Annotated in this window: 14 protein-coding genes; all 14 read right to left on the bottom strand. The window is 43.1% G+C overall.

Annotation, left to right across the window (positions count from 1 at the left end; translation table 11 throughout):
* Positions 1 to 18: 18 nt before the first annotated feature.
* On the bottom strand, positions 19 to 1,440 hold the full coding sequence (locus MHH58_RS03255) for a tetratricopeptide repeat protein (protein WP_341345026.1): 1,422 nt from the start codon (positions 1,438 to 1,440) through the stop codon (positions 19 to 21).
* A complete protein-coding gene (locus tag MHH58_RS03250; RefSeq protein ID WP_135096141.1) occupies positions 1,437 to 1,922 on the bottom strand; it encodes an acyltransferase in 486 nt (161 codons plus the stop codon). Before MHH58_RS03250 ends, MHH58_RS03255 begins: the two co-directional genes overlap by 4 nt.
* A gap of 1 nt (position 1,923) precedes the next feature.
* Positions 1,924 to 2,811: a prolipoprotein diacylglyceryl transferase gene (gene lgt / locus MHH58_RS03245; protein ID WP_228063370.1), complete on the bottom strand. Its 888-nt coding sequence runs from the start codon at positions 2,809 to 2,811 to the stop codon at positions 1,924 to 1,926.
* Positions 2,808 to 3,737, bottom strand: a complete 930-nt coding sequence (gene hprK, locus MHH58_RS03240; RefSeq protein WP_135096143.1) for an HPr(Ser) kinase/phosphatase — start codon at positions 3,735 to 3,737, stop codon at positions 2,808 to 2,810. Before hprK ends, lgt begins: the two co-directional genes overlap by 4 nt.
* A 104-nt stretch (positions 3,738 to 3,841) precedes the next feature.
* Entirely contained in the window at positions 3,842 to 4,993 is a 1,152-nt protein-coding gene (locus MHH58_RS03235) for a DUF4097 family beta strand repeat-containing protein (RefSeq protein WP_135096145.1), read from the bottom strand.
* A 12-nt stretch (positions 4,994 to 5,005) separates the two neighbouring features.
* On the bottom strand, positions 5,006 to 7,834 hold the full coding sequence (uvrA, locus tag MHH58_RS03230) for an excinuclease ABC subunit UvrA (RefSeq protein ID WP_341345025.1): 2,829 nt from the start codon (positions 7,832 to 7,834) through the stop codon (positions 5,006 to 5,008).
* Positions 7,835 to 7,839: 5 nt separating this feature from the next.
* Positions 7,840 to 9,813: an excinuclease ABC subunit UvrB gene (gene uvrB, locus MHH58_RS03225; RefSeq protein ID WP_341345024.1), complete on the bottom strand. Its 1,974-nt coding sequence runs from the start codon at positions 9,811 to 9,813 to the stop codon at positions 7,840 to 7,842.
* Between the two features lie 77 nt (positions 9,814 to 9,890).
* Complete coding sequence (locus MHH58_RS03220) at positions 9,891 to 10,139, bottom strand: CsbA family protein (protein ID WP_341345023.1); 249 nt, start codon at positions 10,137 to 10,139, stop codon at positions 9,891 to 9,893.
* A 1-nt stretch (position 10,140) separates the two neighbouring features.
* Entirely contained in the window at positions 10,141 to 10,776 is a 636-nt protein-coding gene (locus MHH58_RS03215; protein WP_135096152.1) for a YfbR-like 5'-deoxynucleotidase, read from the bottom strand.
* Positions 10,777 to 11,364: a TlpA disulfide reductase family protein gene (locus tag MHH58_RS03210; protein ID WP_135096154.1), complete on the bottom strand. Its 588-nt coding sequence runs from the start codon at positions 11,362 to 11,364 to the stop codon at positions 10,777 to 10,779.
* A gap of 108 nt (positions 11,365 to 11,472) precedes the next feature.
* Positions 11,473 to 11,643: a hypothetical protein gene (locus MHH58_RS03205; RefSeq protein WP_341345022.1), complete on the bottom strand. Its 171-nt coding sequence runs from the start codon at positions 11,641 to 11,643 to the stop codon at positions 11,473 to 11,475.
* Between the two features lie 380 nt (positions 11,644 to 12,023).
* Entirely contained in the window at positions 12,024 to 13,868 is a 1,845-nt protein-coding gene (locus tag MHH58_RS03200; RefSeq protein ID WP_341345021.1) for a CHAP domain-containing protein, read from the bottom strand.
* A gap of 348 nt (positions 13,869 to 14,216) precedes the next feature.
* A complete protein-coding gene (locus tag MHH58_RS03195) occupies positions 14,217 to 14,534 on the bottom strand; it encodes a c-type cytochrome (protein ID WP_341345020.1) in 318 nt (105 codons plus the stop codon).
* A 22-nt stretch (positions 14,535 to 14,556) separates the two neighbouring features.
* A protein-coding gene (prfB, locus tag MHH58_RS03190; protein WP_194194241.1) for a peptide chain release factor 2 occupies positions 14,557 to 15,658 on the bottom strand; the annotation gives its coding sequence in 2 pieces (ribosomal slippage) (positions 14,557 to 15,594 and positions 15,596 to 15,658; 1,101 coding nt in all).
* Positions 15,659 to 15,664 lie beyond the last annotated feature (6 nt).

Here is a 15,664-nt window from a genome sequence, read left to right as displayed (position 1 = left end):
CTTTTGACCCGTAAATCATTATATCTGCTTTATTCTGTCTATCGCTTTATTCAGCCTGTAAACTGTCGTATTAAACATTTCAGCCAGCCCTTTTTTAGTCAGCTTCCGGCCAGCCGGGTACAAATACAGCGCTGCTGCCGTATGACTTTCAATGTCGTCAAATTCCTTATGCTTTTCATACAGATCGTGAAAAACATTAATCCACATCAGGAGTGTTTCTTCATCTCTGAAAGACTGATCGTAAAGTAATTCGAGCCCAATATGCATCCGCCCGAGGCGGACCAGCTTCAGCCCCTGGAATAAAAAGGTCACATAGAGCTTTTCATAATCATCAAGTTCCTCAATATGATCCCATATCGATAAACCGATTATCGCTTCCCGGGGTTCGACTTTACTGATTAAATACAAGGCGAGCAAACGTTTGTGCTGATCTTCGTCGTGCAGATACATGCTTTCCAGTTCGAGTATTTCTTCAGCCGCTTCTTCTTTTTTCCATGGACTGAACTGCTCATCAACTGGATGGAAGTTCTGCATGCGCGTCCAGTACATTTCAGATTCTTCATGTTTGCCGAGATGATAACTCGAAAAACTCAGCGCATGGAGCAGCTGGAAATTAATTATTTTCTGCTTCTTGTAAAGCGGGAACAATAGTTTATATGAGTGCTCATATTTCTGCAGGAAATTCAGCACGAGCCCGACTTTAAAACGCGCATCATCATCGAGCGGTTCGACGACCTCCAGTTTTTTTAAATAGGCGTCGTATTTATCAAGCCGCTCCGTATGATAGTGCAGCAGGGTCATATGGCTGAGTGCATGCATATCTGTCTGATCATCTTCCAGCAGCTGCTCAAGCAGCGTCTCAGCTTCTTCAAACTTATTTAAAAACAAATAGGCCATCGCTTTTAAGTTTCTGAATTCGCGCTCTCCTTGAATTTCCACAGGCAGCGAATCAAGATAAGTAAGCGACTCGCCTACTTTGGCATTCATAAATAAATGCTGGAAAATCTGCTGGCCGATAAACCGCTCAGCCTCTTTTTCAAGTTCTTCCTCATCGTCGATTTCAACATCGAACATTTCTTCAAGCGTATCACCGTAACCTGTTTCCGGCCGGTAAGTCGAATATTGCACGCCGTATAAAAATGCTTTATTCGCGTCGTGCTTAATAATATTAATCTGACTTAATATATAAAAATACTCCGTATCGAAATCGTCTTTCACGAACGCTTCGATAATTAAATGTTCAGCCTCGTTGCCGAACCCGTTCTCAGCCATGACATAAACATATTCCGATAAATAATCTATATTATCCGGGTTTTTATCGTGTGCTTTTTTTAACAGCCGGAGTGCTTCTTTTTTATTATTCTGCTGTCTTTTCTTAATACCCTGCCTGTAGTAATGCTCTCCGTTTTGATCGAGAGAGATTACTTTTTTGTCCGTCATTCTGATCTCTCCCTTATTATCATCGGATTGCCGTAGACGAGTGCATTATCGGGAATATCTTTTGAGACCACCGTGCCCGCGCCGACTTTTACACCGCTGCCGATTTTAACACCCGGCAATACTGTTGCATTCGCACCGATCATCGTATTTTCACCGATTTCGACTTTGCCGATTCTGTATTCATCCGTTAAATATTCGTGTGTCAGTATCGTCGCATTATAGCCGATTATTGAATTCTGTCCGATTGTAATTAACTCCGGAAACATTAAATCAGGCATTGCTTTATATGCAAATGACACGTGTCTGCCGAGCTCCATCTTCAGGCCGCTCTGGTACAGCTTATGTTTCAGTTTAGTCGACGGCATAAAGCGTCCCGCTTCTATAACGATAAAGTTTTTAGCCACTTTAACTAAGGAAACGGTGCGGTACAAATGCCACAGCGGATTAATTTTAAAGCCCGTATGCCGGGTTAATTTCCTCATGCTACTTCTTCCTTTTTTTCTTCTTATTGACTGCAGTTGATTTCTTTATATGTCTTGGTTTATCTTTAGCTGCATAATTGCCGTAGACGCTGCCGTATTTCGGCAAATCGTATTTTTGCTGCCGGTAAATCATTATCACCAATGCACCGATAATCGTTATTACCGAAATCACCTGGGCTGTTCTCAGCATATCGCCAATCATTAAACTGTCGGTACGCATGCCTTCGATAAAGAACCTGCCGACTGAATAGTATATCAAATAAATGAGTACTGTGTGGCCGAGCGGTAATTTTGGACGTATTAATAATAATATAATTACACCGATAATACTCCATACTGATTCATATAAAAATGTTGGATGATAATAAGTGCCATCGATATTCATATGATTAATTATAAATTCCGGGATCATTAAATTCTCAAGGAATTCTCTTGTAACAGGTCCGCCGTGAGCTTCCTGATTAATAAAGTTGCCCCAGCGGCCGATGGCCTGACCAAGCAGTATACTCGGAGCCGCAATATCCGCTACCTGGAAAAAGCTGTAGCCTTTTACCCTCGTATAAATCAGGCCGGCAAGGAAGCCGCCGATCAGACCGCCGTGAATAGCCATGCCGCCTTCCCATACTTTTATAATATCCAATGGGTTAAAGAAGTAATAATCCAGATTAAAGAAGACATAGTAAAGACGCGCACCGATGAGTGAAAAGATAATGATATACATCATTAAATCCATAAATAAATCTTCGGGCAAACCTTTTTTTATCGTTTCCCTGTTTGCCAGATAATATCCAAGTATCATTCCGGTTAATATAATAATACCGTACCAGTGAATGGACAGCGGTCCGAGAGATATTGCCACCGGATCGATGGCAGAGTTCAAAATCATCATAAGCTGCCTCCGTTATTTTTGATTTTTTCGTTCAGACGGTCGTTAAATTCCACTGCTGCATTATGCCCCATCTGATTCAGACGGTGGTTCATAGCAGCGACTTCGATAATGCCTGCAAGACTTCGCCCCGGACGGATCGGAATGACCTTTTTTGTCACTTCGGAATTTAAAATGCTGATCTTTTTATCTTCGAGTCCGAGACGGTCATATGTATTATTATCCGTCCAGTTTTCAAGGTGTACATTCAGCATAATACGTTTTTCGGTGAGAATGCACCCGGCTCCGAACAGAGTCATCACATTGATAATGCCGAGTCCGCGTATTTCAAGCAGATGCTGAATCAGTTCAGGTGCGGAACCCATCAGCACATTTTTTGTCACTTCTTTAATTTCAACGTTATCATCCGCCACCAGCCGGTGGCCATTTTTAACGAGTTCAAGCGCCGTCTCACTTTTACCGATTCCACTTTCTCCCGTAATCAGAACACCTATGCCGTAGACGTCGACCAGGACACCGTGCATATTCGTTTCCGGCGCCAGCTCTTTCTCAAGATACGTTGTAATCCGGCTCGTAAAGTTTGTCGTATTATCTTCCGTAATCAAGAGCACTGTGTTTGTCTGGTTGCACGCTTCGATTAATTCAAGCGGCGGCTGCTGGCTGCGGGTGACGATAATACACGGTGTTTCTTTTCTACACAGCCGCTTCGCACGGTCTTCACGTTCTGACTCTGAAAGCACACGTTCAAAAAATGAGATTTCCGTCATGCCGAGTATCTGTACTCTGTCAGACGAGTAATGGGAAAAATATCCTGCAATTTCCAATCCGGGCCGCGACAAGTCAAAACTTAAAATTTCGTTATCAAGCCCCTTATTGCCGCCCCATATTTTTAAGTTGTATTCTTCGACTAAATCTTTTACCAGCAGCATCGCTGCACCTCCATCCGGCCTGCTTCTTTTCTATCATTTACCGTTACCTGTATTATAGCAAAAAACGGGCTGGCATTTGCCAGCCCTTTACTTGTTATTATTTTTTAACTGCGGTGCAGGGTTACACTGCCGACTTTCGTGCCCACTTCCAGAAACATTCCAGCTTCGTCTGTATTATTCACCAGCATCAGCTCTTTAAAGCCGATGTCCTGCTGTTTCATATAACGTGCATCGAGTTCAGGCGGATAATTAATCTGTCCGAGTACTGTAGATAGACGGCCCTCAAGCTCCCTGCCGCTGGGTACACTGATATTAATGCTGCCCATATTTGAATTAATAGTGGCTTCTTCAGTTTCTTTCTTAAGCGCGATATTAACCGAACCGTTTGAGGAAATATCGATAGTTTTCGCATCCAGATTGTCCGTTAAAATAGTACCGAGCATAGAGACGATCTCGATGCCTTTGTACTGTCCTTCGGATACTTTAATATTTCCTCTCGACGTGCGGAGGAAAGCATTTTTAGCTTGCACCTGTGCAAGTTCAATATCACCATTCAGGAGATCGACAGTTAAATCAGTGAATGATTTATCAGCGATTTTAACATTCCCGTTTGATGTCGATAAAATAATACGTTTCAGTGTTTCTTCAGTTACTTCAATCACGACGTTGACACGCGCAGACTTAACATCTGACACGATAACAAGTTCATCATTTTTGACTTCGCATATTATATCTTGGAAGTAATTTTTTTTCGTATCGAGTTTCCGGTAAAACGGTGTCACTTCGAATTTCACAACATTTGTACGCTCAGCTGGAACCAGCTCTACATTGCCGTTGGCAATATCAACTGAAATACTGTTAAACGGCGTTTCAACTGTTTCGATAAGCCGGTTTTTAGGACCTTGTGAAAACACAGAATCAAAAGATGAACCGACCGAATCAAATGCTTTCTCCAAACCGTCAAACAGCTGTTTTGTCTGGCGCCCGCTGCCGAGCTTACTTTTAACATTCGTATACGTATCGTTTACCTTGTCTTTGTTAACGTACTTATTAAACTCATCGACAAACTGGCCGACATAGTCGCCGAACAGGCCGCCTGATTCCGTATTGCGGGATGATTCACGATCCGCCTGCTGATCCGTTTCTTTATTTTCCGGTGCTGACTTCGCGTTTAAAGCCGACATCAGTTCGATTGCTTCTTCCGAAGTTATCTTGCCTTCTTCAAGCATTTTTAAAATGCGTTCTTTACTTTCCACTGATATTACCTCCTAATGGTTTCTGTTTAACCACTTCTTAAGATGATGTCCCGTGTGGCTGTTTTCATTGGCAATTACATCTTCTACTGTACCACTGACGACGATGTTTCCGCCACCCTCGCCGCCTTCCGGCCCGAGATCAATTATATGATCTGCAACCTTGATGACATCGAGATTATGTTCGATAATGACCACGGTATCCCCCTGGTCAACGAGACGCTGAATGACGCCGATTAAGTTTTTAATATCTTCCGAATGCAGGCCGGTTGTCGGTTCATCAAGTATATAAAGCGTTTTGCCGTTAGAACGTCTGTGCAGCTCGCTCGCAAGTTTAACACGCTGCGCTTCCCCGCCTGACAAGGTTGTTGCCGGCTGGCCGAGACGCACATAACCGAGTCCCACATCGACGAGTGTTTTGATTTTACGTTTAATTTTAGGCAGATTTTCAAAGAAATAGTATCCTTCTTCTACTGTCATTTTTAACACATCTGCTATGCTTTTGTCTTTATATTTTACTTCCAGAGTCTCTCTATTGTAACGTTTTCCGTGACATACCTCACACGGCACAAAAACATCCGGAAGAAAATGCATTTCTATACGCAGTATGCCGTCGCCTCTGCACGCCTCACAGCGGCCGCCTTTAACGTTGAAGCTGAAGCGCCCTTTCTGGTAGCCCCGGACTTTCGCTTCATTAGTCTGAGCAAAGACATCTCTTATATCATCAAAAACACCTGTATACGTTGCAGGGTTACTGCGCGGTGTCCGGCCGATCGGCGACTGATCGATATCGATAATTTTATCGATATGCTCAATACCTTCGACTTTGTCATGCTCACCCGGTACTTCTTTCGTTTTATACAGCTGATGATGAAGACTCTTATACAGAATTTCATTAATCAGTGTACTCTTGCCCGAACCTGAAACACCTGTAACGAGATTCAGCACACCAAGAGGAATATTAACATCGATATTTTTCAGATTGTTTTCACGTGCGCCTTTAATCTTGAACACTTTTTTCTTATCCGGTTTACGGTAGTTTTCCGGCAGGGCAATTTCTCTCTTACCGCTTAAATACTGTCCCGTTAAGGAATTATCGTCCGCCATTACTTCCTTCGGCGTACCGTAAGACACCACTTCTCCGCCGTGTTCTCCTGCGCCCGGTCCGATATCGATTAAGTAATCACTCGCAAGCATTGTATCTTCATCGTGTTCAACAACTATCAGAGTGTTGCCGAGTTCTCTCATATCTTTCAGCGTATTGATTAAACGCTCATTGTCGCGCTGGTGCAGTCCGATTGACGGCTCATCCAGAATATAGAGCACACCGCTGAGGCGCGAACCGATTTGTGTTGCCAGACGGATCCGCTGCGCTTCTCCCCCGGACAGCGTACCGCTTTTTCTGTTTAATGTTAAATAATCGAGACCGACGTTTCTTAAAAATGACAGTCTGCTGTCTATTTCTTTTAAAATCGGCTCAGCAATCTCTTCGTTCTGAGCGGATAAAGAGATATGATCGAAAAAGTCGATGCTATCCTTAACTGAACGCTCAACAACCTGTCCGATATGCGCACCATCCACTTTAACCGCAAGTGCTTCATCGTTTAGACGGTAGCCGTCGCAGCGTTTGCATTCGATTTCCCTCATATACTGGCTCATAACATTTCTCGTATATTCAGAAGGACTTTCGTTATAGCGTCTTTCGATATTTTTCAGGACACCTTCAAATGCCATTTTCCGTTCGCGGACTACTCCATTATCCTGAGCAAATTTAAATTTAATTTCATCGCTGCCGCCGTTAAGAATAATATCTTTTTCTTTTTTACTTAAATCTTTAAACGGCACAGTCATGTCGATGCCGTAATACTCGCCTGCCTGAGTTAACAGCTGCGTGTAATATGTTGAACTGATCGGCTGCCATGTAGTAATTGCACCATCATTAAGTGAAAGATTAACATCCGGCACAACGAGTGATTCATCGACAGACATCTTCATGCCAAGGCCGTCACACTCTACACAAGCGCCGTACGGTGCATTAAAAGAAAACAGCCGCGGTTCAAGTTCAGAAATCGTAAAGCCGCATTCCGGACATGAAAAGTTTTCCGAGAAGTGCAGATCTTCCCCATCTATAACGTTAATCGTTACATTGCCGCCGGACTTCTGAAGGGCAACCTGCAGCGAGTCAGATAAACGGGATTCAATTCCTTCCCTGACTGCGAGCCGGTCTATAACAACGTCGATATCGTGTTTTTTATTTTTACTCAGTTCCGGCACTTCTTCAATGTCATACATTTCACCATCGACAATGACACGTGCATAGCCTTCTTTGCTTAAATCAGTAATTAATTTTTTATGCTGGCCTTTTTTGCCGCGCATTACCGGTGCGAACACCTGAATACGGGTCCGTTCTGGCAGCTGCATAATAATATCTGTCATTTCTTCAATAGTCTGGGATGAAATTTCGATGCCGTGAATTGGACAGTACGGCGTTCCTGCACGTGCATACAAAAGGCGCAGATAGTCGTATATTTCCGTAATCGTTGATACTGTCGACCGCGGGTTGTTGCTCGTCGTCTTCTGGTCGATCGATATTGCCGGCGACAGTCCTTCAATCGTATCGACATCCGGTTTCGACATCTGTCCTAAAAACTGACGCGCGTATGAACTGAGCGACTCGACATAACGCCGCTGGCCTTCGGCATATACAGTATCGAAAGCAAGCGACGATTTACCCGAACCGGATAAGCCCGTCATCACGACGAGCTGGTCTCTTGGAATATCTAAATCTATTCCTTTTAAGTTATTCTCTCTCGCACCTCTAATGCTGATGAATGGATTTTTCATGTAACTCACCCTTCTGCCTGAATCTCAAATATTGCATCTCTTAATTCAGAAGCTGTTTCAAAGTCTAAGTCTTTTGCAGCTTCCTTCATTTCTTTTTCCAGTTTCTCAAGCAATTTTTCGCGTTCTGATTTTGTCAGTTTCTTCGTAGCAGATTTTTTCTTCGTCTTATCATCTTCTTTAATATCTATATGAGCACTGATGACGTCGCGGATTTCTTTATTAATCGTCGTCGGTGTAATGTTGTGTTTTTCATTAAACTCAATTTGTGTTTCGCGGCGTCTCGCCGTTTCATCGAGTGCATACTGCATCGAATCCGTAATTTTATCTGCGTACATAATAACGTGCCCGTTGCTGTTTCTCGCCGCACGTCCGATTGTCTGAATCAGCGAGCGTTCGGAACGGAGGAAACCTTCCTTATCTGCATCGAGAATCGTAACGAGCGATACTTCCGGAATATCCAGACCTTCACGGAGCAGGTTAATCCCGACCAGCACATCATAAGTACCGATACGGAGTTCACGGAGTATCTCAATACGCTCCAGCGTTTTAATTTCAGAATGCAGATATTGTACTTTAATACCCGCTTCTTTTAAATATGTCGTTAAGTCTTCTGACATTTTCTTCGTCAGCGTAGTAATCAGCACGCGTTCATTTTTCTCTATTCTCCCGTGAATTTCTTCCATCAAGTCATCGATCTGATGTTCGGATGGTCTGACATCAATCGTCGGATCAAGCAGACCTGTCGGACGGATAATCTGTTCGACCATCTTTTTCGTATGTTCGATTTCATAAGGTCCCGGTGTAGCCGAGACATAAAGCAGCTGTTCTGCTTTCTCCTCGAACTCTGAAAACATCAGCGGTCTGTTGTCGAGCGCGCTCGGCAATCTGAAACCGTGGTCAACAAGCACCTGTTTACGTGCTTTGTCTCCGTTATACATTCCCCTGATTTGCGGTACTGTAACATGGGATTCATCAATCATAATAAGAAAATCTTTAAAGTAATCGATAAGGGTATACGGTGTTGATCCGAGTTCCCGGAGCGTTAAATGAACTGAATAGTTCTCGATGCCGGAACAAAAGCCCATCTCACGCATCATTTCGAGATCGTAATTAGTCCGCTGCTCTAAACGCTGCGCTTCGAGCAGCTTATCTTCGGCGCGGAATTTTTTCAACTGTTCTTCCAGCTCTTTTTCTATGCGTTCAATCGCGACTTTCATTTTTTCATCGCGCGTAACGAAGTGGGATGCCGGGAAAATAGCAAAGTGCTCGCGTTCTGCATAGACTTCGCCTGTTAAATAGTCTATTTCACGGATTCTGTCAATCTCATCACCAAAAAACTCAACTCGTATACACTGTTCATCACGTGATGCCGGAAATACTTCTACTATATCTCCGCGCACTCTGAACGTTCCGCGTTTAAAGTCGATATCGTTGCGGGCATACTGAATGTCTACAAGTTTACGTAAAAACTGGTTGCGGTCGAGTTCCATTCCCGTCCGGATGCTGACAACGAGATCGCGGTATTCTTCAGGATTACCGAGCCCGTAAATACAGCTGACTGAAGAAATAACAATAACGTCATCTCCTTCAAAGAGGGAACTTGTTGCGGAGTGGCGCAGTTTATCGATTTCGTCGTTGATCGATGCATCTTTTTCGATAAACGTATCCGTGCTCGGCACGTATGCTTCAGGCTGGAAATAGTCATAGTAACTGACGAAATATTCCACTCTGTTATTCGGGAAAAATTCTTTAAATTCACTGTATAATTGTCCTGCCAGTGTTTTGTTATGTGCAATAATCAAAGTCGGCTTGCCGATTCTCTGAATGACCTGGCTCATCGTATATGTTTTACCGGTACCTGTCGCACCAAGCAGTGTCTGGTGTCTTTGTCCGGAATTGATTTGCTCTACTAATTCTTCAATTGCTTGAGGCTGGTCACCAGCCGGCTCAAATTTAGAAACTAACTCAAAATCTGCCATTGTTTCGCCTCCACTTATTAATCTATACTATTTTAACAAAAATAGAGCAGAAATAACAAACATTTGTTCGGTCATTTCTACTCTTCATCTTCTCTATTAAAATTATCCAGCTCAAAAATCTCTACTATTATATACCCTACAAAAATCGATGCAGAATCTATGTAAATTACCCACTCGCTGGGGTAAAAACCTCTGTAAATCGATGTACCAAATAAAATAAAAGTCAGCATCACTGCAACATATTTATTACGCGTAAGACGCGTAAACACTACAACAGTCGTTGCCGGGACGACCATTGCCATCATGTACCAGTACAAATCCATCATACTACTCCCGGTTCAGAATGGCATTCGTTATTTCAAACAGCTCATCTTTCGGAATAAAACGTTCCGACAGCATTTCTGTTAAAATATTTTCCAGAAAATCCTGGACGCATAGTAAATGATCAAAACGTTTAATCGTCGCTAGCGACTCTTCATAGATTTCGAAAAATAGAGGTTCGGGATTGCGCTTTTGAATTTCACCAAAAGATTCGTAAAGCAGATCAATTTTATCTGCAACAGAAAGAATCTGGCCTTCCAGCGTACTGTCCTTGCCCTCTTTCAGCCGGTCTTTGTATATCTGCTGATATTCCGGCGGAAATTCGGTTTCTATAAACTTCTCAGTCATCGTTTCTTCAACTTCCAGAAAGAGTGTGTTCAGCTCAAGTGATGCATACTTGACAGGCGTTTTAATATCTCCTGTAAAAATTTCCGGATAATCGTGATTCAGTGCCTTCTCATATAAAGAACGCCAATCAACCTCATTGCCCTTATGCTCTTCAACCGTTCCGAGATATTGGGCAATCTTTGTCACTTTAAATGAATGCGCAGCAACGTTGTGCTCCTGGTATTTAAACTTGCCGGGACATCTGACAAGCTTCTCCAAATCGTTTAAACTTTTAAAATATTGATGTATTCCCATTTATTGACGCTCCTTTACATAGTTAATGTAATTCGTAATCAATTCCGGTCCTATTTCTCCAATATACGCACGTACTACTTCACCGTTCGAATCGATAAAGAATGTAGTCGGCATTAGGCTGATTTTAAATTCTTTTGTCATATCCGCCTCATCAGCCAGTTCGAAGACAGGGTACTGAACATCGTAAGTTTTCAAAAATTCATCGCGGTTTTTAACACTGTCATCGATATTGATACCGACGACTTGAACATCGCTGTCTGCCGTATCTTGTGCATACTCATTTAGCTCAGGTGTTTCCCTTTTACACGGTTCGCACCAGGAAGCGAAAAAGTTTACAACAGTCACTTCATTATCCTGAATAATATCTCTGAGCGGCTCCTCAGTATTGATTACAGCCTCTGACTCCGTGCCGAGCAAATTCAAACCGACCGCATGATGATTGTCGCGCCCTTCAGAATCCTGCAGCGTCTGCAGGCTCCTTTCTCTCATCTGATCGTCGGATACATTAATCACAGCACCAATACTAATACCGATGAGCAGAAAGAACGCGATAAAAACAACCGCAATAATAATTTTTTTCCCCGTCATCCAATCCACTTTCCCTCTCATATCATTTTAATCATTTTAACATACAGTACTGATAAAGTACCGTCTGGAGAGGTTAAGAAAATGTGAAGAATGAAGATGTACTGTACCCTATATTTTGTGATTATCAGCCTGCCTGTCCTTCTGCCACTGCTTCCTCATTGCAGTTACTTTATCATCCAGCTTTTTAATCTGCTTGAATGTGAGCAAGTTAAGAATCCAGAGAATAATCAGAGAAGTCAGTGCAACAGATGTACTGTTGTCCTGTGAAATAATTTTCATTGAAGATAGATGCTCCCTTCTTAATAGTTCAATCTTGCTATTTCTTATAATTATTGAGTTTGTCGGACACTGTCAATTTCACGGTGTCCGATATTTTGATTTGTCGGACACTGTCGGTTTCACGGTGTCTGATATTTTGATTTGTCGGACACTGTCAGTTTCACGGTGTCTGATATTTCGATTTGTCGGACACTATCAGTTTCACGGTGTCCGATATTTTGATTTGTCGGACACTGTCGGTTTCACGGTGTCTGATATTTTGCTTTCCCTTCTATATAGTATTAAATAACCTATTTTTAAAAATTTATTCAAGTATAAAAATAGCGGGAAGCAAATCTATTTAAAATAGATCTGTTTCCCGCTGACTTTATTAATGTATATTAGTTAATGAAGTTATGGCTTGAAACTTGAGAAGCACTGATAGTTCTCGTATTTTTATCGCCAAGTCCGCCGCCGAACTGCATTTCTGATACTAAAATTGACCCGTCACCATTTACACGTTCAACAATTGCAACATGTCCTTGGCCGTATGAACCATTAGTATAAGCTGGAGCTTGCATAATAGCACCTACTGAAGGCGAGTTGCTTACAGAGTAACCTGCTGCTTGTGCATTAGACGCCCAATTCGTAGCATCTCCCCAACCGTTTCCAACTGATAAGCCCATGGAAGAACGTTTTTCAAATACGTACCATGCACATGAACCCCACTCGTAGTAGTTCTCGCCGTTGCTTGCGCTTGAAGCTGGAGTTGCTGCTGCAGGTTGTTCCTGAGCTTCAGCTTCTTCCGCTGCTGCCTGTTCTGCAGCTCGTTCAGCCGCTTCTTCTTCAGCTGCTTGTACTTCCGCGATTCTTTGAGCTTCAGCCTCTTCAGCTTCTTTTGCCGCCTGAGCTTCTGCTGCTGCTTGTGCTTCAGCCTCTTCAGCTTCTTTTGCTGCTTGAGCCTCAGCTGCTGCTTGTGCTTCAGCCTCTTCAGCTTCTTCAGCTTCTTTTGCTGCTTGAGCCTCAGCTGCTGCTTGTGCTTCAGCCTCTTCAGCTTCTTTTGCTGCTTGAGCCTCAGCTGCTGCTTGTGCTTCAGCCTCTTCAGCTTCTTTTGCCGCTTGAGCCTCAGCTGCTGCTTGTGCTTCTGCCTCTTCAGCTTCTTTTGCTGCTTGAGCCTCAGCTGCTGCTTGTGCTTCAGCTTCTTCTGCTGCCTGAGCTTCTTCTGCCGCTTGTGCTTCTGCCTCTTCTGCCGCTTGTGCTTCTGCATCTTCAGCTTCTTTTGCCGCTTGAGCGTCAGCTGCCGCTTGTGCTTCTTCTACCTCTTCAGCTTCTTTTGCTGCTTGAGCCTCAGCTGCCGCTTGTGCTTCAGCCTCTTCTGCTGCCTGAGCTTCTTCTGCCGCTTGTGCTTCTGCCTCTTCAGCTTCTTTTGCTGCTTGTGCTTCAGCCTCTTCGGCTGCTAATTCTTCCTCAGTTGGTTCTTCTACCTCAACTGCAGGTGCAGCTTCTTGAACTTCTTCTACTGCAGGCTCTTCTTCGACCTCAACTGCAGGCTCTTCTTCGACCTCAACTGCAGGTGCAGCTTCTTGAACTTCTTCTACAGCTGACTCTTCTTCTACCTCAACTGCCGGTTCAACTTCCTGAACTTCTTCTACAGCTGGTTCCTCTTCTACCTCAACTGCAGGTGCAGCTTCTTGAACTTCTTCTACAGCTGGTTCTTCTTCTACCTCAACTGCAGGTGCAGCTTCCTGAACTTCTTCTACAGCTGGTTCTTCTTCTACCTCAACTGCCGGTTCAACTTCTTGAACTTCTTCTACAGCAGGTGCTTCTTCAACTTCTGCTGCTGGTTCAGCAGCTGCTGATCCGTCAATTGAAAGTTCCTGACCAACAAAAATAAGATCTGAAGATAAGCTGTTCCATTTCATGATTTCATTGTAATCTAATGAGAATTCCGCTCCAATTTGCCAAAGCGTATCTCCTGGTTTAACTATGTATGTTGATTCATTACTAGCAGGAGCAGGTGCTTTTTCAGCTTCCTCTGGATTAACTGTCAGTACATCTCCCGGGAAAATAATATCACTTGAAAGTTCGTTATCAGCTTTTAAGTCTGCAACTGATGTACCAACTTCATTAGCTATTCCCCATAAAGTATCTCCACTGGATATAGTGTACTCGTCTGCTGAAACCGCTGTTGCCGCTACACCTGTGATTGCTGTCAAAGTTGCTACAGATACTACTGTTTTTTTCATAAAGTGAATTTCCTCCTACTAGATAATTAGTTTAAGTTTTATATAAGTTTTTTGTCTGATGTTTCCGCTCACATCTATCTATTACGACACGATTTAAACTATAGCATAAGAAAAATCGAAATTGTGCTTTGTAATATACTTGTAATATAAAAGAAATTTCTTAGAAATCTGAAGGTCTGAATTTTACAATACCAATATTTTTTCTATCTGCTTTTAAACGATGAACCTTGAAATCATCAATAGTAACTTAATTTACCCGATTATTAATGTACTGTAATATATACTTTCACATCCTTCGAAAATAAAAAAACACGGACATATCTATCATGTCCGTGTGCCAATCTTAAATTATTGCTGTTCCGACAGCCATGCCGCCAGCGCATCCAGTTCTTTTGAATCTTCGACGAGGCCGCCCGGCATGACATCTGTACCTTCAACAATCACAGTACGGATTTCATCTTCACTCAGTCTCGCACCGACTTCCTGAAGGTTCGGCCCGGATGCTCCTTCCAGATCCGCTCCGTGACAGCTGAAGCACGATGCGCTGCGGTAAATTGCTTTGCCGTCATCCACAGCTGCCTGTTCGTCGCCTGTTTCTTCACTTCCGCCGCATGCGCCGAGTAAAAGAACAATACTAAAGCCTGCAGTCAGCAGTATTCTTTTCATTTATTACAGACCTCCAATTATTTTACATACTCCAGCGCAGATAAGCGTGAATAAATGGCGAAAGGTCGCCGTCCATTACTTTATCGGTATTACCGACTTCGTAATTTGTTCTGTGATCTTTAACCATGGAGTACGGGTGAAAAACATAACTTCTGATTTGGCTTCCCCAGCCGATTTCTTTCTGTTCGCCTTTAATATTATCAATTTCCGCACGCTGCTCTTCCAGCTTCCGCTGATACAGTTTTGCTTTCAGCATCTGCATTGCCTGCTCGCGGTTTTTAATTTGCGAACGTTCATTTTGACAGGTTACCACCACACCAGTCGGCAGGTGCGTAATACGTACAGCCGAGTCTGTCGTATTAACGTGCTGTCCGCCGGCACCGCTTGAGCGGTAGGTATCAATTTTAATTTCATCAGTATTAATTTCTATATTAATATCCGTATTTTTAAACTGCGGTGTGACTTCGCACGACACAAACGACGTGTGGCGGCGTCCCGATGAATCGAACGGCGATATTCTTACCAGACGGTGCACACCTTTTTCGGCTTTCAGCAATCCGTATGCATTAGGCCCTTTAATCGATAAAGACACGCTCTTCACACCCGCTTCGTCTCCGCCCTGGTAATCCAAAGTTTCGACTTTAAAGCCTTCGGATTCACTGTAGCGCTGATACATTCTTAAAAGCATTTCAGCCCAGTCCTGAGATTCGGTGCCGCCGGCACCCGGATGCAGCTCGAGCAGCGCATCCAGAGAATCGTGTTCACCGCTTAAAAGCAGGTTTAATTCATATTCTTCAATGGCTGCTGATGTCTCTTTAACTGATTCTTCAAGCAGTTCCACCAGTTCTTCATCGTATTCTTCGCGCAGCAGTTCATGGGATGTTTCAATATCGTCCAGGGAGCTGCTGAGAGAATTAAAGCCGTCGACAATTTTTTTCAGATAGTTATTGTCTGCGATAACTTCTGCTGCCTTATCGCTGTCGTTCCAAAAATCCGGATCCAGCATAAGCTCTTCATTTTCCTGTATTTGAGTCTCTTTTTCTTCTAAGTCAAAGAGACCCCCTAAAGTCATTTAATTTCTCTCTTTTTTCCTGTAAAAAGTTTTTTACTTCACTTAATTCCATATTGTA

The organism is Jeotgalicoccus sp. FSL K6-3177 (assembly GCF_038050175.1).
Classification (GTDB): Bacteria; Bacillota; Bacilli; order Staphylococcales; family Salinicoccaceae; genus Jeotgalicoccus; species Jeotgalicoccus nanhaiensis.
The sequence above is the reverse complement of the archived record's forward strand: the minus strand, read 5'-3'. Positions and strand labels throughout refer to the sequence as shown.